Source organism: Castellaniella sp., assembly GCF_047971665.1.
Taxonomy (GTDB): domain Bacteria; phylum Pseudomonadota; class Gammaproteobacteria; order Burkholderiales; family Burkholderiaceae_B; genus Castellaniella.
Window position 1 is genome coordinate 1 of record NZ_JBKEAA010000017.1, and the last position, 19,864, is coordinate 19,864.

At 64.4% G+C, this 19,864-nt stretch carries 20 protein-coding genes and 2 tRNA genes; 14 read left to right on the forward strand and 8 right to left on the reverse strand.

What is annotated here, in order from left to right; translation table 11 throughout:
- Positions 1–192 precede the first annotated feature (192 nt).
- The 7 genes from ACK5JE_RS06145 to ACK5JE_RS06175 all read left to right on the forward strand — a co-directional run bounded on the left by ACK5JE_RS06145 (position 193) and on the right by ACK5JE_RS06175 (position 5,909).
- Positions 193–744, forward strand: coding sequence for an adenine methyltransferase (locus ACK5JE_RS06145; protein WP_416800817.1), 552 nt, complete (start codon positions 193–195; stop codon positions 742–744).
- 139 nt (positions 745–883) lie between these two features.
- Positions 884–1,108 carry a DUF4224 domain-containing protein gene (locus tag ACK5JE_RS06150; RefSeq protein ID WP_416800818.1) on the forward strand — a complete coding sequence of 75 codons (225 nt, stop codon included), beginning with the start codon at positions 884–886 and terminating at the stop codon, positions 1,106–1,108.
- Entirely contained in the window at positions 1,105–2,124 is a 1,020-nt protein-coding gene (locus tag ACK5JE_RS06155; protein WP_416800819.1) for a tyrosine-type recombinase/integrase, read from the forward strand. The genes ACK5JE_RS06150 and ACK5JE_RS06155 overlap by 4 nt, the downstream gene beginning before the upstream one ends.
- Positions 2,125–2,446: 322 nt before the next feature.
- Complete coding sequence (locus ACK5JE_RS06160; protein WP_416800820.1) at positions 2,447–2,875, forward strand: multidrug/biocide efflux PACE transporter; 429 nt, start codon at positions 2,447–2,449, stop codon at positions 2,873–2,875.
- A 38-nt stretch (positions 2,876–2,913) separates the two neighbouring features.
- On the forward strand, positions 2,914–3,147 hold the full coding sequence (locus ACK5JE_RS06165; RefSeq protein ID WP_416800821.1) for a hypothetical protein: 234 nt from the start codon (positions 2,914–2,916) through the stop codon (positions 3,145–3,147).
- Positions 3,144–4,598 carry a cardiolipin synthase gene (cls, locus tag ACK5JE_RS06170; RefSeq protein ID WP_416800822.1) on the forward strand — a complete coding sequence of 485 codons (1,455 nt, stop codon included), beginning with the start codon at positions 3,144–3,146 and terminating at the stop codon, positions 4,596–4,598. The genes ACK5JE_RS06165 and cls overlap by 4 nt, the downstream gene beginning before the upstream one ends.
- 105 nt (positions 4,599–4,703) lie before the next feature.
- Positions 4,704–5,909: a trans-sulfuration enzyme family protein gene (locus ACK5JE_RS06175; protein WP_416800823.1), complete on the forward strand. Its 1,206-nt coding sequence runs from the start codon at positions 4,704–4,706 to the stop codon at positions 5,907–5,909.
- Positions 5,910–5,948: 39 nt separating this feature from the next.
- Here ACK5JE_RS06175 and ACK5JE_RS06180 read toward each other — a convergent pair whose 3' ends face one another.
- The 3 genes from ACK5JE_RS06180 to ACK5JE_RS06190 all read right to left on the reverse strand — a co-directional run bounded on the left by ACK5JE_RS06180 (position 5,949) and on the right by ACK5JE_RS06190 (position 8,724).
- A complete protein-coding gene (locus ACK5JE_RS06180) occupies positions 5,949–6,428 on the reverse strand; it encodes a carboxymuconolactone decarboxylase family protein (protein ID WP_416800824.1) in 480 nt (159 codons plus the stop codon).
- Between the two features lie 272 nt (positions 6,429–6,700).
- Positions 6,701–8,410, reverse strand: coding sequence for a cation acetate symporter (locus ACK5JE_RS06185; protein WP_416800918.1), 1,710 nt, complete (start codon positions 8,408–8,410; stop codon positions 6,701–6,703).
- A gap of 5 nt (positions 8,411–8,415) precedes the next feature.
- Positions 8,416–8,724, reverse strand: coding sequence for a DUF485 domain-containing protein (locus ACK5JE_RS06190; protein ID WP_416800825.1), 309 nt, complete (start codon positions 8,722–8,724; stop codon positions 8,416–8,418).
- Positions 8,725–8,943: 219 nt separating this feature from the next.
- On the opposite strand from ACK5JE_RS06190, the gene ACK5JE_RS06195 reads away from it, so the two are divergent.
- Positions 8,944–9,020 (forward strand) — tRNA-Arg (locus ACK5JE_RS06195).
- Positions 9,021–9,080: 60 nt separating this feature from the next.
- Entirely contained in the window at positions 9,081–9,857 is a 777-nt protein-coding gene (gene tam / locus ACK5JE_RS06200; protein ID WP_416800826.1) for a trans-aconitate 2-methyltransferase, read from the forward strand.
- Here the strand turns inward: tam and ACK5JE_RS06205 are convergent.
- Positions 9,848–10,285 carry a hypothetical protein gene (locus tag ACK5JE_RS06205; protein WP_416800827.1) on the reverse strand — a complete coding sequence of 146 codons (438 nt, stop codon included), beginning with the start codon at positions 10,283–10,285 and terminating at the stop codon, positions 9,848–9,850. The two genes, tam and ACK5JE_RS06205, sit on opposite strands and share 10 nt — an antisense overlap.
- Positions 10,286–10,385: 100 nt before the next feature.
- On the opposite strand from ACK5JE_RS06205, the gene ACK5JE_RS06210 reads away from it, so the two are divergent.
- The 5 genes from ACK5JE_RS06210 to ACK5JE_RS06230 all read left to right on the forward strand — a co-directional run bounded on the left by ACK5JE_RS06210 (position 10,386) and on the right by ACK5JE_RS06230 (position 15,844).
- Positions 10,386–11,663, forward strand: a complete 1,278-nt coding sequence (locus ACK5JE_RS06210; RefSeq protein ID WP_416800828.1) for a phospholipase A — start codon at positions 10,386–10,388, stop codon at positions 11,661–11,663.
- Between the two features lie 12 nt (positions 11,664–11,675).
- Positions 11,676–13,577, forward strand: coding sequence for an LTA synthase family protein (locus ACK5JE_RS06215; protein ID WP_416800829.1), 1,902 nt, complete (start codon positions 11,676–11,678; stop codon positions 13,575–13,577).
- An 18-nt stretch (positions 13,578–13,595) separates the two neighbouring features.
- Positions 13,596–13,672, forward strand: a tRNA-Pro gene (locus tag ACK5JE_RS06220).
- A gap of 21 nt (positions 13,673–13,693) precedes the next feature.
- A complete protein-coding gene (locus ACK5JE_RS06225) occupies positions 13,694–14,104 on the forward strand; it encodes a DoxX family protein (RefSeq protein ID WP_416800830.1) in 411 nt (136 codons plus the stop codon).
- A gap of 117 nt (positions 14,105–14,221) precedes the next feature.
- Complete coding sequence (locus ACK5JE_RS06230) at positions 14,222–15,844, forward strand: acyl-CoA synthetase (protein WP_416800831.1); 1,623 nt, start codon at positions 14,222–14,224, stop codon at positions 15,842–15,844.
- Between the two features lie 107 nt (positions 15,845–15,951).
- Here ACK5JE_RS06230 and pstB read toward each other — a convergent pair whose 3' ends face one another.
- The 4 genes from pstB to pstS all read right to left on the reverse strand — a co-directional run bounded on the left by pstB (position 15,952) and on the right by pstS (position 19,727).
- The gene (gene pstB / locus ACK5JE_RS06235) at positions 15,952–16,734 is read right to left on the reverse strand and encodes a phosphate ABC transporter ATP-binding protein PstB (protein WP_416800832.1); all 783 of its coding nucleotides are present in this window, start codon (positions 16,732–16,734) and stop codon (positions 15,952–15,954) included.
- 13 nt (positions 16,735–16,747) lie between these two features.
- Positions 16,748–17,608: a phosphate ABC transporter permease PstA gene (pstA, locus tag ACK5JE_RS06240; protein WP_416800833.1), complete on the reverse strand. Its 861-nt coding sequence runs from the start codon at positions 17,606–17,608 to the stop codon at positions 16,748–16,750.
- Positions 17,608–18,549 carry a phosphate ABC transporter permease subunit PstC gene (pstC, locus tag ACK5JE_RS06245; protein ID WP_416800834.1) on the reverse strand — a complete coding sequence of 314 codons (942 nt, stop codon included), beginning with the start codon at positions 18,547–18,549 and terminating at the stop codon, positions 17,608–17,610. Before pstC ends, pstA begins: the two co-directional genes overlap by 1 nt.
- A 131-nt stretch (positions 18,550–18,680) precedes the next feature.
- Positions 18,681–19,727: a phosphate ABC transporter substrate-binding protein PstS gene (pstS, locus tag ACK5JE_RS06250; RefSeq protein WP_416800835.1), complete on the reverse strand. Its 1,047-nt coding sequence runs from the start codon at positions 19,725–19,727 to the stop codon at positions 18,681–18,683.
- Between the last annotated feature and the right edge of the window lie 137 nt (positions 19,728–19,864).

Here is a 19,864-nt window from a genome sequence, read left to right on the forward strand (position 1 = left end):
ATGCGCTCGTGGCAGTCGTCCACCAGCTTGATGGCCGGCGTGCGTCAAGGTCCGACGACGATGCGCCGGGGCACTCGCATCAGGTTTCCGGCATTTGGGATTCCGACAACGGTGATTTGGCCGGGAAGCCATGCGCGTGGTGTGCGCTGTGGCGTGAGGTCAAGGCACTCGTACAGGAACAGGGAGGCAGCGATGCATCCCTATAAATCTCGCCCCATCGCTGATATGCACGTCTGGCTGACACCGCCAGATATCATTGGTCGCCTGGGCGACTTCGATCTTGACCCGTGCGCCGCACCAAGCCCCCGTCCGTGGGATACCGCGTTGCGCCATATCGAACTGCCGGAGGATGGCTTGACCGCCGATTGGCGCGGTCGAGTCTGGCTTAATCCGCCCTTCGGCGCCCACACTGCTGCATGGCTGGAGCGCATGGCCGCGCACGGCGACGGCATCGCGCTCGCGTTTGCCCGCACCGAGACTCGCATGTTCCAGAGATTCGTGTGGCCCCGCGCCCATGCAGTGCTGTTTCTAGCTGGTCGTCCTCACTTTTATCGACACAACGGCGGTCGGGCGCCAGGAAATTCTGGCGGCCCCATCTGCCTGATTGCCTACGGCGACATCAACCGAGCGGCACTGCGGAACAGCGGGATTCCTGGCGCCCTTGTAGAGACCAAAGAAATTGTTGGAGAACCTCATGATAACCAAAACTCACATCGCCCTGCCGCCGCTGCCAGACATGAGTAGCGGCGCTCTGAAGCTGGTATTCGAGGAATACGCCCGCGCAGCGAAGTGGCCTGAACAGATCAAATAATCCGGGTCATCGAGACGACCCGGCAAGCATGGAACATACCCCGCTGATGCGGGGTTTTTGTTGGGAGCGACTATGCCAGGAGATTTGTACCTGACGCCTGCCGAGTTGTGCGGCCTGACGGGCTACAAGACCCGTCCCGGCGTATCAAAATGGCTGGAGCGCAATAGCTGGCCTCACGCCGGATGCGGAAAAGACGGCTGGCCGCGAGTGCTGCGGCAGTATCATGATGACCGGATGATGGGATTAGCGCCTGCTCGAAAGAAAGCGGCGCCCGAGCCCGCGTGGAGCGTGACATGACCGCCAAACGCACGAAAAATACCAAGCTGGGCCTGTTGCCGCGCATGGACGCACGGCGGCGCAAGGACGGCGGCTACACGTACCGATACCTGACTTACGACCGCCAGTACATCAACCTGGGGCGCGACCGAGCCGACGCCATCCGGCAGGTGCTGGAATTCGAGCGTCGCGCGCCGACCACCGGCACCGTGCAGGAACTGGTCGCGGAATACCTGCAGAGCGCGAACTTCAAAAACGACATCGGCGCACGCACGCAGACGGACTACATCGGCTACAGCAAGCAGGTACTACGCATTTTCGGGGCCATGCAAGCGTCTGATGTCATGCCGCCGCACATCGCCCGCTACTTGCGCATCGAGCGGGCCAGCGCGCCATCACAGGCGAACAAGGAAATGGCGATGCTGTCGAGCGCGTATCAATTCGGCATCGAAGCGGGCATGGTGGCGTCCAATCCCTGCCGGCAGGTCAGAAAGAACAAGGAGCGCCCGCGCACCAGGTGCCCATCCTGGGCGGAAATCGAATCGTTCTGCATGACGGCCAAGGCCCGGGGCCCATCGTCCCACATCATCGGCCTGATGGCGAAATTCATCGCCCTGACCGGGCGGCGTCGAGCCGAGTTCATTCGCATGACAAAAGGCGATCTGACAGACGATGGTATCCGCGTGGTCTATGCCAAGGGCCGAGTTGATGACCCGGTAAAACGCGGCCTGATCGAATGGTCGCCAGCGCTTCGCGCGGTCATCGATGAACTCAAGACCGTGGATCGGCCGGTAGGGTCAGTTTACTTGTGGACGAATCGGGCCGGGCAGCCGTATACCGAGCAGGGTTTCAAAGCCATGTGGGCAAAGATCATGGGCACCTGGGGCGGTGAGCGATTCACTTTCCATGACCTACGGGCCTACTACGTGAGCGTGATGGTCGAGCGACAGCAAAATCCGGAGACTCATGCGAACCCCGCGACAACGCGCAAGGTCTATGACCGCAGGCGGGTTGTAAAGATCAAATCCAGCGCCTAAAATCGTGGTGACAGACCTTCGGAAACCCGCATGAACTCTATGTGGTGTTTTCGATCCATGTCACCAAATTTGCCCCGAGAAGCGCTTAAACGCTGACGTTTATACCGGATTGTGATTCCGGTTGTCGTGGGTTCGAGCCCCATCGGTCACCCCAGATTTTTTATCGCCGGGCCTGCCCCGGGACAAGAACGGCCACCCCGGCCAACAGCCGCCAAGAACGCGGTACGACAGTGAGGCTCCCGGATCGACCGGGCTGGCGGGGACGACCCCGCCCGATTGCATCCACGCGGTGACGGCACCGCCGCAGCGGACCGCTTTCACCATGCACATCCACGACCGCCCGTTATCCGAACGCGTCTTTCACGCGCTGACGTTCGAAATTCTCGCCATCTTCATTTCCGCCCCGCTGGCCGCCTGGCTCACCGGACACGGCGTCTTCGACATGGGCGTACTGACCGCCGTCATCGCCACGATCGCAGTGCTCTGGAACATGCTCTACAACTGGCTGTTCGACCGCCTGCAGGCGCGCGTCGGCTTCGACCGCACTTACAGTGTCCGGGTGGCGCATGCCTGCGGTTTCGAGGGCGGCCTGATCCTGATCGCCATCCCCTTCATCGCCTGGTGGCTGGGCATCTCGTTCTGGCAGGCCCTGCTGCTGGACATCGGCTTCGTGCTGTTCTATCTGCCCTATGGCTTTCTTTTCAACCTGGGGTATGACAAGATTCGGCAGAATCTGATCACCACTGACTGACGGTCCGGCAGCGCGTCCGGACACTACGGAAACGCCCCATGAACACGCCTCTGGACGCAATGCCGGCTCCCCAGGCCCCCGACTGGTCCCTGGCCCCCGAGGGCTGGGACTGGTCCGCGCAAGACGCGGACGGGCGCTGGTACTGGTATCGCACCGAACCCGTGCCCGGCATCGGCGGCGGCGTCTGGCGCTCGAATTCCCGCAACCAGCAATACGCCGCCACCGGCCAGCCCAATCCGGACTGGTTCGATTCCCTGCGGCACCGGCCATGAACGCGCTGGCCGATTTCCTCCAGGCCTACTGGCCACATCTGACGGCCCTGCTCTCGCTGGCCTTCAGTCTGGCCGTCGCGGCCCAGGCGGCCATGCACAAGAACGATGTCCGCGCGGCCATCGCCTGGGTCGGCGTCATCCTGATGTCGCCTTTCGTGGGCGCCCTCCTGTATCTGGTCGCGGGGATCAACCGCATCCGCCGCGACCAGATGTCCACCCAGCGCAGCCTTCTGATCAAGGACTACGTCGACAGCGCGCACCCGACCTTCGGTGACGTCGGACCGATCTCCGCCCCGCAGTTCGCCTCGCTGCGGGTGCTGTGCGATCAGGTCGGCCGGTTTCCGCTGCAGGACGGCAACCACATCACCCTGCTCGACAGCGGCGACCAGGCCTATCCCGCCATGCTGCACGCCATCGACGAGGCCGACCACTGCATCGCGCTCCAGAGCTACATCTTCGACCATGACCGCATCGGCCTGCGCTTTGTCGATGCCCTCAAGCGCGCCCAGGCGCGCGGCGTCGAGATCCGGGTGCTGATCGACGCCATCGGCGCGCGCTATTCGCGCCCGCCCATCCTGCGCCTGCTGGAACGCAACAGCATCCGCACCGACCGGTTCATGACCAATCCCCTGGGCCTGCGCACGGTCTACGCCAACCTGCGCAGCCACCGCAAGATCCTGTTCATCGACGGCCACCTGGGCTTCACGGGCGGCATGAACATCCGCGAAAGCTTCATGGCGTCCCTGACCGGACGACGCGCCGACATCGACACGCATTTCCGTATCGAGGGCCCGCTGGCCACCCAATTGTTCGCCGTCTTTGCCAATGACTGGGAATTCGCCACCAAAGAACGCCTGCAGATCGAGGACTGGGTCCGGGTCACCCCGCGGGCGCCCGCGCCGCAGGTTCCGGCGCGCTGCATCCGCAGCGGTCCCGACCGGTTCATCGCAGCCACGCACCGCGTGCTGCTGGGCGCCCTGGCCGTGGCGCAGCACCATGTGCGCATCCAGTCTCCCTACTTCCTGCCCGACCAGATCCTGATCGGCGCGCTGAACACGGCTGCCCGCCGCGGCATCCAGGTGGACATCGTGATCCCCGGACGCAACAACCTGCGCCTGGTGAACTACGCCATGACCGCCCAGCTGGCCCAGGTCATCGAGGCCGGCTGCCGCGTCTGGCGCTGCCACAAGAACTTCGACCACTCCAAGCTGCTCACCATCGACGACGCCTGGTCCTATGTAGGCTCCTCCAACATGGATCCCCGCAGCCTGCGGCTGAATTTCGAACTCGACATGGAGATCTACGACCGCCCCCTGGCCGAACAGATCGCGCAACGCATCGACGCGGATATCGAACGATCCAAACCCGTGACCCTCGAATCCCTGAAGGCCCTGCCCTACCTGAAGCAACTGCGCAACCGGATCATCTGGCTGGCAAGCCCCTATCTCTGAGGCCCCGCCCGCCCGGCCTCCGCGCTGCGCCGGCACCGCGCCGGAGCCGACGACGCACCGGCGTATGATGACACCTGTCCCACCTTTGCGCAGGAGTCCGATTTCATGAACCCGTCCCGGCCCGATTCCCACGACATGCCCTGGCACGAACAGACCCTGGTGCTGCATGGCGATGCCGTCTGCGGCCAGGGGGCCGACGTGGTCTCGCCGATCCACTACAGCGCCACCTTCCGCGCCGAAACCGCCGAACAGTTCTCGGAAATGGCCACCACCGTGCGGCCCGCGACCTTCTACACGCGCCACGGCAACCCGGTCAACAAGCGCGTCGAGGCCATCCTCGCCAGTCTGGAAGGCACCGAAAGCGCCTTGCTCACGGGTTCGGGCATGGGCGCCATCTGCACCACCATCCTGGCGCTGCTCAAGGCCGGCGACCACGTGGTCGCCCAGGAACGCCTCTACATGAGCACGGCCAAGCTGTTCTCGGAGGTGCTGACCCGCTACGGCGTGCAGGTCAGCTTTTTTGACCAGACGGACCTGGACAGCCTGCGCGCCGCGCTGCGGCCAAACACCCGACTGATCATGGTGGAGACGCCGGTCAACCCCAGCCTGTCCATCACGGATCTGGCCGCGGTGGCCGACATCGCCCGGCCGCGCGGCATCCTGACCGTGGCCGACAACACCTTCGCCTCGCCGCTGAACCAGCGTCCGCACGACCTGGGCATCGACATCGTGGTGCACAGCGCCACCAAATATCTGGGCGGCCACCACGACCTGATGGCAGGCGCCATCTGCTGCAGCGACGCCTTGGCCGAAACCATCTGGAAAATGCACGTCACCCTGGGCGCGGTGCTCTCGCCCATGGATGCCTGGCTACTGCTGCGCGGCCTGCGCACGTTGTCGCTGCGCATGGAACGCATCAACGCCAACGCCCTGGCGCTGGCGCGCTGGCTGGAGACCCGGCCGGAAGTCGAACAGGTCTTCTATCCCGGCCTGGAGAGCCATCCGCAGCACGCCCTGGCGGCGCGTCAGATGCGCGGCTTCGGGGCCGTGGTGGCCTATTCGATCCGGGGCGGCTATGCCGCCACCCAGCGCTTCGTCACCGCGCTGCGACTGGCGACCCAGGCCGTCAGCCTGGGCGGCGTCGAGACCCTGGCCGTGCACACCGCCTCCATGTGGGCCAGTTCCATGACCGAAGCCGACATGCAGGCCGCCGGCATAGAACCGAACTTCGTCCGCATGTCGATCGGCGTGGAACACGTCGATGACCTCAAAGCCGACCTGGCCCAGGCGCTGAATGAGGCAGGACGATAAACGGTCCCTGCGGACCGTTTATCGCCCACTGGTCCACAGCTAGTTCAATCCGGCCCTGTCCAGCCCGTACAGGGCATCAGCCGAACCCGGCACCGGCTGGAACGCCACCCCCAGGCGATTCCAGCCGTTGATGGCCACGACCAGAAAGCTCAGGTCGGCCAGTTCCTTTTCCGACAGGTGTGCGCGCGCACGTTCGAACAACGCATCGGACACGCCCTCGGGCGACAGCCGCGTCAGGGCCTCGGTCCATTCCAGAATGGCCTTTTCCCGGGCCGTGAACAGGGGCGACTCGCGCCATACCGCGACATGATGCAGGCGCAGTTCGCGCTCGCCCTGAATCCTGGCCTCCTTGACGTGCATGTCGACGCAAAAGGCGCAGCCGTTGATCTGCGATGCCCGCAGCGTCACCAGATGACCGATTTCAGCCAGAAAGGGATTGGCATGCAGCAGCTGGCTGAATTCGCTGTAATGACGTGCGGCTTCGGGTGAAGCCTGAAAATAATTCAGACGTTGGGTCATGGTCAGGCGCTTCCTGGAAAGACAAGAGAAGAATGTCCCGTCATTTTGCGCCGTTTTGACGCGGAACGCGTCCTGCGGGATTCAGCCGGGCTGCCCCTCATGCGCGCCCTTCACGAGGCGGCCGCCCCACTTGAGGCCCGCCCCACGGCAAAAGAAACACCCCGGCGGCCGATCAGGACCGTCGGGGTGCGAGAGCCCCGGGATAGCAACAGGCAGCGCCCGCCCGGGGAAAACAGCGGGATGGCGGCGGAGCCCGGCCGCCATCCGGACGATCAGTGCGCGCTGGCGGCAGCGGCGCCGATCCCGGTTTCGCTGCGCACGGTCTGCGCCTCGAAACCGGCCCGGTCGATGCGGCCGCGCTCGCTGTTGTCCGTCACGGAGAACAGCCAGATCGACACAAAACCGATCGTCATGGAGAACAGCGCCGGAGACGCATAGGGGAACCAGGCCGAACCCGCCGGATTGCCCAGCGTGGCCTCCCAGACGGACGGCGACACCACCGTCAGGCCCACGGCGCTGATCAGGCCGGCAAAGCCGCCGATCATCGCGCCACGCGTGGTGCAGCCCTTCCACAGCACCGACATGAACAGCACCGGGAAATTCGCCGAAGCCGCCACGGCGAAGGCCAGCGACACCATGAAGGCGATGTTCTGTTTCTCGAACGCGATCCCCAGCGCCACGGCGATGATCCCGAGGATGACCGTGGTGATCTTGGCGACCTTCATCTCCTGTTCGCGGGTGGCATGACCGTCCTTGACCAGGGTGGCATAGATATCGTGCGACACGGCGGAGGTGCCCGACAGCGTCAGACCGGCCACCACCGCCAGGATCGTGGCGAAGGCCACAGCCGACATGAAGCCCAGGAACACATTGCCGCCCACGGCGTCGGCCAGGTGCACCGCAGCCATGTTGCCGCCGCCGATCAGCGCGCCGGCCGCATCCAGGAACTGAGGATTGGTGGACACCATCACGATGGCGCCGAAGCCGATGATGAAGGTCAGGATGTAGAAATAGCCGATCCAGGACGTGGCCCAGAACACGGACTTGCGGGCCTCGCGCGCATCAGGCACGGTGAAGAAGCGCATCAGGATGTGCGGCAGACCGGCAGTGCCGAACATCAGCGCCATGCCGAAGGAAATGGCGCTGATCGGATCCTTGATGAAATTGCCCGGACCCATGATGGACTGTCCCAGAATGCCCGCCTGCGCGGCATCCTTGCCGGCCGTCAGGGCAGCCTGCGTCTTGACCTCTACCGCAGCGGCGAACAGGCGCTCCGGCGAAAAGCCGTAATGCCCCAGCACCATCAGCGCCATGAAGGTCGCGCCGCCCAGCAGCAGGGTCGCCTTGATGATCTGCACCCAGGTGGTGGCCGTCATGCCGCCGAACAGCACGTAGACCATCATCAGCACGCCGACCACGACCACCGCGATCCAGTATTCCAGGCCGAACAGCAGCTTGATCAACTGGCCGGCGCCGACCATCTGGGCGATCAGGTAGAACGCCACCACCACCAGGGTGCCCGACGCCGCGAAGGCGCGGATCGGCCCCTGCTTGAAGCGGTAAGCCGCCACATCGGCAAAAGTGAACTTGCCCAGGTTGCGCAGCCGCTCGGCCATCAGGAAGGTCAGGATCGGCCAGCCCACCAGGAAGCCGATGGAATAGATCAGGCCATCATAGCCATTGATCATCACGGCGGCGGAAATCCCCAGGAACGAGGCGGCGGACATGTAGTCCCCGGCAATCGCCAGACCGTTCTGGAAACCGGTGATGCCCCCGCCGGCGGTGTAGAAATCGGCGGTGGAGCGGGTCCGGGACGCCGCCCATTTCGTGATCCACAACGTCAGGAGCACGAACAGACTGAACATCGCGATGGCGGTCCAGTTGGTGGGCTGCTTCTGCAATTCGCCCAGGTCGCCGCCCGCGGCCAGCGCGGTCGAGGCCAGGGTCGCCAGGCTCAGCGCGCTCAGGGCGCGCACAGTCATGCGGTTCATTGTTCTGTCTCCTGTACGATCTCGCGGGTCAGGCGGTCGAATTCGTGATTGGCGCGACGGACGTACAGGCCCGTGATCAGCACGCTGAACACGATGACGCCGAAGCCGACCGGGAGGCCCCAGGTCATGACGCCTTCACCCAGTTTGAGCGCGAAGAGCTCCTTGTCGAACGCGATCACGCCAATGAAGCTGTAATACACCACCAGCATGATCACAGCCAGTGTCCAGCCGAAACGCAGCCGCGTGCGGCGCAGATACTGGTATTTTGGATTCGACACAATCGATTGTGTCCGCTTGTCTCCCATATTGTTCTCCTGAGTGGATGAGCGGGATAATTCGTATGGTGCGGTGCAAGATAGAAATCTGACCTTACAAGGGCCTTACATACGCCCCAACCGCTTGATTGATCAGGGAAAACACCTACCCAGGAATGCGCGTTAGAATCCAGGATCCGGTCCATCCGATGCCGCCGCGCCACACGCGACCGTCCGCGATCGCAGCGGATCGACAGACACGCGATCCGACCGCCCTTAGCTCAGCTGGATAGAGCAACGGCCTTCTAAGCCGTAGGTCACTGGTTCGAATCCAGTAGGGCGGGCCACCAGCTCACTGGCGGCATCCCGCAGTGCAACACCCTCCATTCTTGGCAGAGGAACACATCATGGCCTGGTCGGCATCCCGGTACACGATCTTCGAGAACGAACGCACCCGCCCGGTCCGCGACCTGCTGGCGGCAGTGCCGACGCGCCACCCCGCGCGGCTGGCCGACCTGGGCTGCGGCCCAGGCAATTCCACCGAAGTCCTGCGGACCCGCTATCCGGATGCCTGCATCACCGCGATCGACAGCTCCGGCGAGATGCTGACCGCCGCCCGGGCGCGGCTGCCGGAGGTCGATTTCCAGCAGACCGACATCGCCGTCTGGCAGCCCGAGGCCCCGCTCGATCTCATCCTGGCCAATGCCTCGCTGCAATGGGTTCCTGACCATGCCGCGCTGTTCCCGAGGCTGGCGGGCTTTCTGGCGCCCGGCGGCAGCCTGGCCATCCAGATGCCCGACAATCAGGACGATCCGTTCAAGACCCTGATGCGCGAGACGGCCACCGATCCCCGCTGGTCGGACCGCATCGGCCACGAGCGCAGCACCCGCTTTGCCGATCACCCCGTTCCCTGGTACTACGACCTGCTCAGCGCCTCTTGCGGCACCGTGAACATCTGGCGCACACGCTACTGGCATGTGCTGCCCGATGGCGTGGACGGGATCGTGGCCTGGTTCAAGGGCAGCGCCCTGCGGCCCTTTCTGGCGGCGCTGGACGAAGCCGAGCAGGCGCTCTTTCTGGCACAGTACCGCGATGCGCTGGTCCGGGCCTATCCGGTGCAGGCGGACGGCTCGGTGCTGCTGCCGATGCCGCGGCTCTTCCTGGTCGCCACACGTCAGGGCTGACCGGACTCAGGCTTCAATCTTCTGGCACCCTCGATCAGGCAGCTTGCCCTCCCTGAAGGGATCAGCCTGCCCTGACAAAACTGTCCTTCTCCCGTCTGGTGACGCCCCACCCACTCGCTAGACTTGCGACTGGCACGCGCATCAATGCCATGACACAGTCCATCACCGTATAGAACAGTCTGCTCATATGATTTCAAATAAGGCACCGCAACTAAAATTGGTTGCTGCCAGTCTGTTATGACCAGGCATGAAAAACTGATCACCAAACTGCAAAACCCCTCCGCCCCCTGATCAGCCACGAGGGCGTCACGGTCGCTGAACTGGCGCGCGCCTTCCAATCGGCCATCGATGAACATCCGGACGATTGCGATCAACTGGACCACAAACCGGAAATCCCATGCAAAGGTTCGTTCAACACGAGCAGACATGGCCAGGCGGAAACAAACCCCCGAAGACACACCGCGAAACGCGCTCCCCGCCCGCAAATGCTACAGTTCCAGGCACCATCCCGCCTTTGATTTCAACACCATGCGTCACCCTTGGCCTACCGGCTCGCACCCCGCTTTTTCTTTCGCCATCGGCTGCCTGTGCCTGATGGCCGGCTCCGCCCATGCGGGCCTGTCATACCGCCTGACCAGTCCGCAGGCCAGCCCCGGCAGCACGATCGAACTCGAAGGCCTGCTGACCAACGACACCGGCGCGGCGCTCTCGAGCCCGGTCACGCAGGAACTGACCGGACAGTGGGTGGATGCCCAGGGCCGGGCCATGCCCGCGCATTTCCAGCTGCGGACTTCGCCGGACGCCATCGACCTGCCTGCCAATACCTTTACCCGCATGGCCTGGAGCGGCCAGGTCCCGCCCGGCGCACACGGCCTGCTGACCCTGCGTCTGGACGGCGTGGTCAATACCTTGCTGGCATTGCAGGTCGGCGGAACCGGATCGCCGGGCACGACGGTGACGGCGCAGACGGAATCAGGCATGGCGACGACACCCGCGCCGACTGCCGTGACGCCGGCCCCGGCGCTCGCGCCCCTGCCGGCGACGGCGACAAACGCCTCCGAGGCTTCCGAACCGCCCCTGTCCCCTTTCGACACGTTCCGCAACGCGATTTCGCCTTACGAACCGATCTATTTCATGGTCGGCAACCGCGATGGCGCCAACGCCCGCTTCCAGGTCAGTTTCAAATACCGCCTGTTCAGCCCGGACGATCCGGCCCACCCCGGTTTCATGGACAACTGGTATCTGGGCTACACGCAGACCGCGTTGTGGGACCTGCATTCGGACTCCATCCCTTTCGTGGACACTACCTACAACCCCAGCTTTTTCTGGGCCCGCGACACGCTGTGGGAGAGCACCGGCAAGCGCTGGTCCCTGGGGCTGAATACCGGTCTCGAGCATAAATCCAATGGCAAGGACGACGAGGACTCCCGTTCGCTGAACGATCTCTACATCCAGCCGGAGTTCAACTATCGATTCGATGGTGGCAGCACGCTGAGCTTCCAGCCGCGCTTCAAATACTATGTCTGGACCGACCGCGACATGGATTACCCCGGTTCCCTGGGCTACGTGGACTGGAAGCTGCGCTGGGCCCAGGACGACGGCCTGATCCTGTCGGGCCTGTACCGTCAGGGCACGGAAGGCCGCAACGCGACGGAACTGACCGCCGCCTGGCCCCTGAAACGCACGTTCCTGCACATGAACGGCCATCTGTACATGCAGTATTTCCGGGGTTATGGCGAGACGCTGCTGGGCTACGATCAGAAATCCGGCTCGCAACTGCGCATCGGCATCGCGCTGGTGCCCTGAGGAAACCACGCCATGTTCACCCAGATCGGGATTTTCGCCCTGGCCTCCCTGGCGCTGCTGATGCTCAGCCGCCTGCTGCTGACGGCCTGGCTCTGGCCCCGCGTCCAGGCGGCGGGCGGCCCCTGGCCGATCTTCCGCTGGGGCCTGCGCATCGACCTGAACCAGATCGCCATGTGGGCCGGGATCCCGCTGCTGCTGGCGCCCTGGCTGGGCGACCGGCCGGTCGCCATTTTCCTGACGGGGATCTGGCTGCAGGTCGTCTGGCTGCTGTTCGTGCTGCTGGAGGTCTCCACGCCCCAATTCATCCAGGAATACGACAGCCGCCCCAACCGGCTGTACATCGACTATCTGAAATACCCGAAAGAGGTCTTCGGCATGCTCTGGAAAGGCTACAAGCCGGTCCTGCTGGGCGCCGCCGTGGGCCTGGGCCTGGCCGCCTGGCTGGGTCACACGCTGTTCGCCCGGGCGCAGCCCGACGCCCTGCCCGCCTGGCCCTGGCGCATCCTGCTGACGCTGGTTTTCGCGGCCCTCATCGCGCTGGCCATCCGGGGCACGCTGGGCCATCGCCCGATCAACCCGGCTTCGGTGGCCTGGTGCGGCGACAGCCTGCTCAACACGCTGCCGCTGACATCCCTGTACAACGTGCTGTTCGCCCTGTACGCCATCAAGAACGAGCGGTCGGCGGCCGATGTCTACGGCGACCTGCCCGACCCCGAACTGCACACGATCATCCAGACACAGGCAGGCCTGCCGCCCGGTCCGGCCGGGCTGCCTACCTTGCACACGCAATCTCCCAGCCAGCCATCGGCGCGCCCCCGCAACCTGGTCCTGATCGTCGAAGAGAGCCTCGGGGCCCAGTATGTCGGCAACCTGGGCGGCGCGGGTCTGACGCCCTGCCTGGATGCCCTGGCGGCCGGGGGCTGGAATTTCACTCGCGCCTACGCCACCGGCACCCGCTCGGTGCGCGGCCTGGAGGCGGTCACGGCGGGCTTTCCGCCAACCCTGTCGGACGCCGCGCTGCGCCTGAGCGGCGCCCAGAGCCGGTTCTTCACCCTGGCTCAACTGCTCAAACGACACGGCTACCGTTCGCGCTTCATCTACGGCGGAGAGGCCCATTTCGACAACATGAAAAGCTTCTTCCTGGGCAACGGCTTCGACGAGTTGCACGACCTGCCGACCTTCGATGCGCCGGCCTTTGTGGGCACCTGGGGAGCCAGCGACGAGGACATGTTCGACAAGCTGCATGCGTTGCTGTCGCAGGGCGGCCCACAGCCCACCCTGCACCTGGCTTTTTCGGTCAGCAACCACACGCCCTGGGAATACCCGGCCGGCCGCATCCCGACCGACGGCGATCCGGCCACCGTCGAGAACACAGTGCGTTATGCCGACTGGGCCATTGGCCGCTTTTTCGAGCAGGCCCGCGCCAGCGCCTACTGGAACGACACGGTCTTTCTGATCGTGGCCGACCACGATGCCCGCGTCGGCGGTGCCCAGCGCATCCCGCTGCGCCATTTCCACATTCCGGCCCTGATCCTGGGCGCGGGGGTCGAAGCATGTCGCGACGAGCGCATCATCAGCCAGATCGATCTGCCGCCGACCCTGCTGTCATTGATCGGCATCGACGATGCCCATCCCATGATCGGTCACGATCTGACGCGCACCCACACGGGCGGGCGCGCCATGATGCAATATGAGGAGCACTACGGCTACCTGCGCGGTGACACGCTGACAGTGCTGGAGCCACACCAGCCCGCGCATTTCTATCGTTACGAAGTGCCTGACGGCTACGCGCCACTGGCCCCGGATCCCGAACTTGGCCGCATCGCGCTGGCCCATGCCTTGTGGCCCACCTGGGCCTACCGCCACCAGGCCCATACGCTGCCGGAACTGCGGCTGCCCGGTCAGCCCTCATGATAGAATTTGCGGTCCAGTCGGGGCGTAGCGCAGCCTGGTAGCGCATCTGCTTTGGGAGCAGAGGGTCGCATGTTCGAATCATGTCGCCCCGACCAACCATGTTCAAGGAAACCGCAATGTCTTCTTCCTCATGTGACGATCTGGGCAAACTGATTCTGCGCCTGGGCCTGGGCATCATGCTGTTGCTGCACGGCCTGGCCAAACTGGATGGCGGCGTCGGCTGGATCGTGGACATGATGGGCCAGCGTGGTCTGCCGGGTTTCGTGGCCTACGGCGTCTATATCGGCGAGATCATCGCGCCGATCCTGATCATTCTGGGCCTGTTCACCCGCCTCGCGGGCCTGCTTTCCGTCGTCAACATGCTGTTCGCCATCGGCCTGGTCCACATGCCCGAACTGCTTAGCCTCGGTCGGACCGGCGGCTGGGCCCTGGAGCTCCAGGGCATGTTCCTGGTCGCCAGCCTCGCGGTTGCGCTGCTGGGCGCGGGAGGCTACAGCCTGGGCGGACGCAACGGCCGCTGGAACTGATCCCGGCCGGCCCCCTCCCGCACGAAACAGGGCCCGCGCTGGCGGGCTCGATGACCCCGCAGTACCATGTCCTCCTCGTCCCCGCCCGCATCGCAGGGGACACGACAAGGAGACATCATGCTGCACGCGCAAGGCGACTATCGGCAGACCCGGGATGCATTCGCCTGGGTGGTGCCTGAACGCTACAACATCGGAGTGGATGTCTGCGACCGCTGGGCCGACGGCAGCGGTCGTCTGGCCTTGATCGTGGATCGCGGTGACGCGCCGGCGCGGCACTATACCTTCGATCAGCTCAAGCACTGGTCCGACCGGCTGGCACTGGCGCTGCGCGCCCGGGGCGTGTCCCGGGGCGACCGGGTGGGCATTCTGGTACCGCAATCACTGGAGACGGCGCTGGCCCATCTGGCGGCCTACAAGCTCGGCGCCATCGCCGTGCCGCTGTTCACCTTGTTCGGCACCGACGCCCTGCACTACCGCCTGAGCCATTCGGGCGCCCGCGCGCTGATCACCCACACCGAGAGTCTGGCCAAGATCGCCGCGATCCGTCAGGACCTGCCGGATCTGGGCTGTGTGCTGGACATCGATGCGGAGTCCGGCGACACCTCATTCTGGGAGGCGGTCGAGTCGCAGGACGGGCTGGGATTCGTTCCTGTGGAGACGGCCGCCGACGATCCGGCCGTCATCATCTATACCTCCGGCACCACGGGCAAACCCAAGGGCGCCTTGCACGCGCACCGGGTGCTACCCGGCCATCTGCCGGGGGTGGAGATGTCCCATAATTTCTTTCCCGATCGCGCCACGCTGATGTGGACGCCCGCAGACTGGGCCTGGATCGGCGGATTGCTGGATGTCCTGATGCCGTCCTGGCACCACGGCGTGGCCGTCCTGGCCTGCCGCTTCTCGAAATTCGACGCCGCCACGGCCTGGCAACTGATGGCCAAGCATCGGGTCAGTCATACTTTTTTGCCGCCCACGGCCCTGAAGATGCTGCGCACGCTGCCGGATCCCGAACGCCTTGGCCGCCTGAGTCTGGTCTCGGTGGCCAGCGGCGGCGAGTCCCTGGGACCGCAACTGATCGATTGGGGCCGCCGGACGCTGGGGGTGACGATCAATGAGTTCTACGGGCAGACCGAGTGCAACATGATCGTCTCGTCCTGCGCGACGCTGTTCGAGCCTCGCGTGGGCGCCATGGGCCGGCCGGTACCAGGCCACGATGTGCGCATCATCGACGAGGACGGCCGGATTCAGCCGCCGGGGGTCGAGGGACACATTGCCGTGCATCGGCCCGATCCGGTGATGTTCCTGCAATACTGGCGGAACCCGGAGGCCACCGCCGGTGCCTTCATCGGAGACTGGCTGGTAACGGGCGACCGGGGCCTGCGCGACGAGGAGGGTTTCCTCTGGTTCAAGGGCCGGGGCGACGATGTGATCACCAGCGCCGGCTACCGCATCGGTCCGGGGCCGATCGAGGACTGTCTGCTGGGCCATCCGGCCGTGCGCATGGCGGCGGTGATCGGGGTGCCCGACCCGGAGCGCACGGAGATCGTCAAGGCCTGTATCGTCCTGAACGAGGGCTATGCAGGCGATGCCGCGCTGATCGCGGAAATCCAGGATCATGTGCGTCGCAAGGTCGCCGCGCATGAGTATCCCCGGCTGATCGAGTTCATGGACAGTCTGCCGATGACGACCACGGGCAAGGTGCAGCGCGGCCTGCTGCGGGAGCGGCATCTGGGGGGGTAGCTCATAGGGGGCTTCTCAAGCCGGGGCGGCCCTCCACCTCGCAACTTGTACGCCGCTCGGATGAAACAGGCACGAAACAGTCCGCAGGGACTATTTCATGTCCTGTTTCATCCAAATCTCCCTGTAATGTAGTCTTCGGTTTCTTTGCGGGAGGGCTTGATGAAGATCTGGTCGGTGTGGCCGAATTCCATCAACTCGCCCAGGTACATGTAGGCGGTGTAGTCGGAGCAGCGCGCGGCCTGTTGCATGTTGTGGGTGACGATGACCACGGTGTAGTCGGATTTCAGTTCGGCGATGAGTTCCTCGATTCTGGCCGTGGAGATCGGGTCCAGCGCGGAGCACGGCTCGTCGAGCAGCAGGACTTCGGGCTTGATCGCCACGCCGCGCGCGATGCACAGGCGCTGCTGCTGGCCGCCGGACAGGCCGTTGCCGCTTTGCCCAAGCTTGTCCTTGACCTCATTCCACAGGGCGGCCTTGGTCAGGGCCCATTCCACGCGCTCATCCATCTCGCCCTTGCTCAGGCGTTCGAACAACCGCACGCCAAAGGCGATGTTGTCGTAGATACTCATGGGAAACGGCGTGGGTTTCTGGAACACCATGCCGACCTTGGCGCGGATCAGGGAAATATCCAGCCGGGAATTGAGCAGATCCTCGCCGTCCAGTTCGATGGAGCCTTCGGCGCGCTGGCCCGGATAGAGCTCGAACATGCGGTTGAACGTGCGCAGCAACGTAGACTTGCCGCAGCCCGACGGACCGATGAAGGCCGTGACCTTGTTTTCGGCGATATCCATGTTGATATCGCGCAAGGCGTGGAAACTGCCATAGTGAAAGTTCAGGTTGCGCACAGCGAGCTTGGTGCGCTCTTGGACGTCAGGCGAGGTCGAAATCATGGTCGGCATCGGATTATTTGTGGAACAGGCTGCGGGCAGCAATGTTGATCCCCAGCACCAGCAGGGTGATCAGCGTGGCGCCCGCCCAGGCGAGCCGGTTCCAGTCCTCGAACGGGCTGGCGGCGTACTGGAAGATCACCACCGGCAGGTTGGCGATGGGCGCATTCATGTTCAGCGACATGAACTGGTTGTTCAATGCGGTAAAGAGCAGGGGCGCGGTTTCGCCGGCGATACGGGCCACAGCCAGCAGAATGCCGGTGATGATGCCCGAGCGCGCGGCCTTGTAGCAGATGAAGACGATGACGCGCCACTGCGGGCAGCCCAGGGCCGCGGCGGCCTCGCGCAGGCTGTTGGGCACCAGGCTCAGCATGTTGTCCGTGGCCCGGACCACCACCGGGATGACCAGGATCGCCAGCGCGAAGGCGCCCGCCCAGCCGGAATAATGGCCGACCTGCGCCACGTAGATGGCGTAGATGAACAGGCCGATGATGATGGAGGGCGCCGACAGCAGCACATCGTTCAGGAACCGTGTGGCCGGCGCGAGCCAGCCCCGGCGGCCGTATTCGGCCAGATAGGTGCCGGCCAGCACCCCGATGGGCGTGCCGATCAGGGTCCCCACGGCCGACATCAGCACGCTGCCGATGATGGCGTTCAGCAGACCGCCGTCCGCGCCGGGGGGCGGCGTGCTCTCCCACAGCAGCGATGGCGACAGGGCGGCGCCGCCCTTGATCAGCAGCGTCAGGATGATCCAGGCAAGCCAGAACAGGCCCGAGGCCAGCGTCAGGCCCGAAAGCCCGAGCATCAGGCGATTGAACAGACGCCGGCGCCGGTAGATCGGATTGTCGATGACGATAAGAGAGTCGGATACAGGCATCAGTGCTTGGCGCCTTCCTTGCGCGATAATTTCAGCAGCATGAATTTCGACAGGGCCAGCACCACGGTCGTGATCAGGAACAGGATCAGGCCCAGTTCGAGCAGGGCCGATTTCTGCAGGCCCCCGGCCTCGTTGAATTCATTGGCCAGCGCCGAAGCGATGGAATTGGACGGCGAGAAGATCGAAGCCGGCAGGTTGAAGGCATTGCCGATCACAAAAGTGACCGCCATGGTCTCGCCCAGCGCGCGGCCCAGGCCCAGCATGATCCCGCCGATGACGCCGTGTTTGGTGTAGGGCAGCATGATCTTCCAGACGACTTCCCAGGTGGTGCTGCCCAGGCCATAGGCGGATTCTTTCAGCAACGAGGGCACCTGTTCGAACACATCGCGCATCACCGCCGCGATGAAGGGAATGATCATGATGGACAGGATCAGGCCCGCCGTGAACAGGCCGATGCCCATCGGCGGTCCGCCGAACAGCTGTTCCAGCACCGGGATCCCTTCGAAAAAATCGACCATGTACGGCTGGACGTATTCCTGGAACAGCGGCACGAACACGAACAGGCCCCACATGCCGTAGATGATGGACGGAATCGCGGCCAGCATCTCGATCGCCACGCCCAGCGGACGGCGCAGCCAGACCGGCGCGAGCTCGGTCAGGAACATGGCGATCCCAAAGGACACCGGCACCGCGATCAACAGCGCAAGAAAGGCGCTGATCACCGTGCCCAGCACCGGCACCAGCGCACCGTAACTGTGCCGCACGGGGTCCCAGTCATTGGTCCACAGGAACGGCAGACCATATTCGGTCAGGGAGTCCCGGCTGCCATAGACTAACGACGCCAGGATCCCGGCCAGCAGGATAAAGACGAAAAACGCAAACAGGCGGGTCAGGTGCCGAAAACCGGCATCCACCAGGAGGCTGCGCTGCGTATTGGCCATGAAGGATTCATCCGTGGCGACAGGGCCCCCGAATCACCGGGGACCCGCATCGGAATTCAAAGGTTGTTATTTTCCCACAAACGAAGCGGCGCACGACCGCGCGCCACTTCGCCGGAGCGTGACGGTCCGGCTTATTTCCAGACCGCCGAACCGTCCTCGCCGCGCACCTGCTCGGCCCAGAGTCCGCGGATCTTGGCGGTCACGTCATCAGGCAGCGGCACATAGTCCAGTTCGCGGGCCATGTCACCGCCTTCGCGCCAGGCCCAGTCGAAGAAGGCCAGGACTTCACGGGCGCGCGCGGGATCGGTCTGCTTGCCATGCACCAGAATGAAGGTCGCCGCCGTGACCGGCCACGATTCCGCGCCCGGCTCGTTGTTCAGAACCAGACCCATGCCCGGTGCGGAGCTCCAGTCGGCATGCGAGGCCGCCGCGGCAAACGCTTTCTGCGAGGGCTGCACGAACTGGCCTTCGCGGTTCTGCAGTTGCGCCCAGGCCAGACCGTTCTGGTGCGCATAGGCGTATTCCACGTAGCCGATGGAGTTGGCCAGCTGGCGCACGTAGGCCGCGACGCCTTCGTTCCCCTTGCCGCCCTGGCCGGTGGGCCACTTGACCGCCTTGCCCTGACCGACCTGTTCCTTCCAGGTGGGGGACACCTGGGACAGGTAGTTGGTCCAGCCGAACGTCGTGCCGGAACCGTCCGAGCGGTGCACCACGACGATACCCTTGGCGGGCAGCGTCAGGTCCTTGTTCAGCTCGGCGATGGCGGGATCGTTCCATTTCTTGATCTTGCCCAGGAAGATGTCCGCCAGCACGGGACCGGTGAGCTTGAGCTGGCCTTCCTTGATGCCCTTGACGTTGACGACCGGCACGGTGCCGCCGATGACGGCGGGGAACTGGACCAGGCCGTTCTTTTCCAGGGCATCGGGTTTCATCGGATCGTCCGTGGCGCCGAAATCGACCGTCTTGGCGATGATCTGCTGCTGACCGCCACCGGAACCGATGGACTGGTAGTTGATGCGATTGCCGGTGGTCTCATGGTATTTGGCGGCCCACTTGGCATAGATCGGATAGGGAAAGGAAGCGCCCGCTCCCGTCAGGTCGGCGGCATGCGCCGCGACGCCCGCGGCGGCCATCATCGTCAGGCCGGCGGCGCATTGCGTCAGAAATCTTTTGAACATGTCTTGAACCCTATATGGTCTGTAATGATCGGCGGTCGCGGAGGTTCCCGGACCGTCAGGACGACATGGTAGAGGGTTGAAGTGACAGTTTCATGACAGTGCGCTCGCGGCTTGCACGCCGCTCGGATGAGACAGGC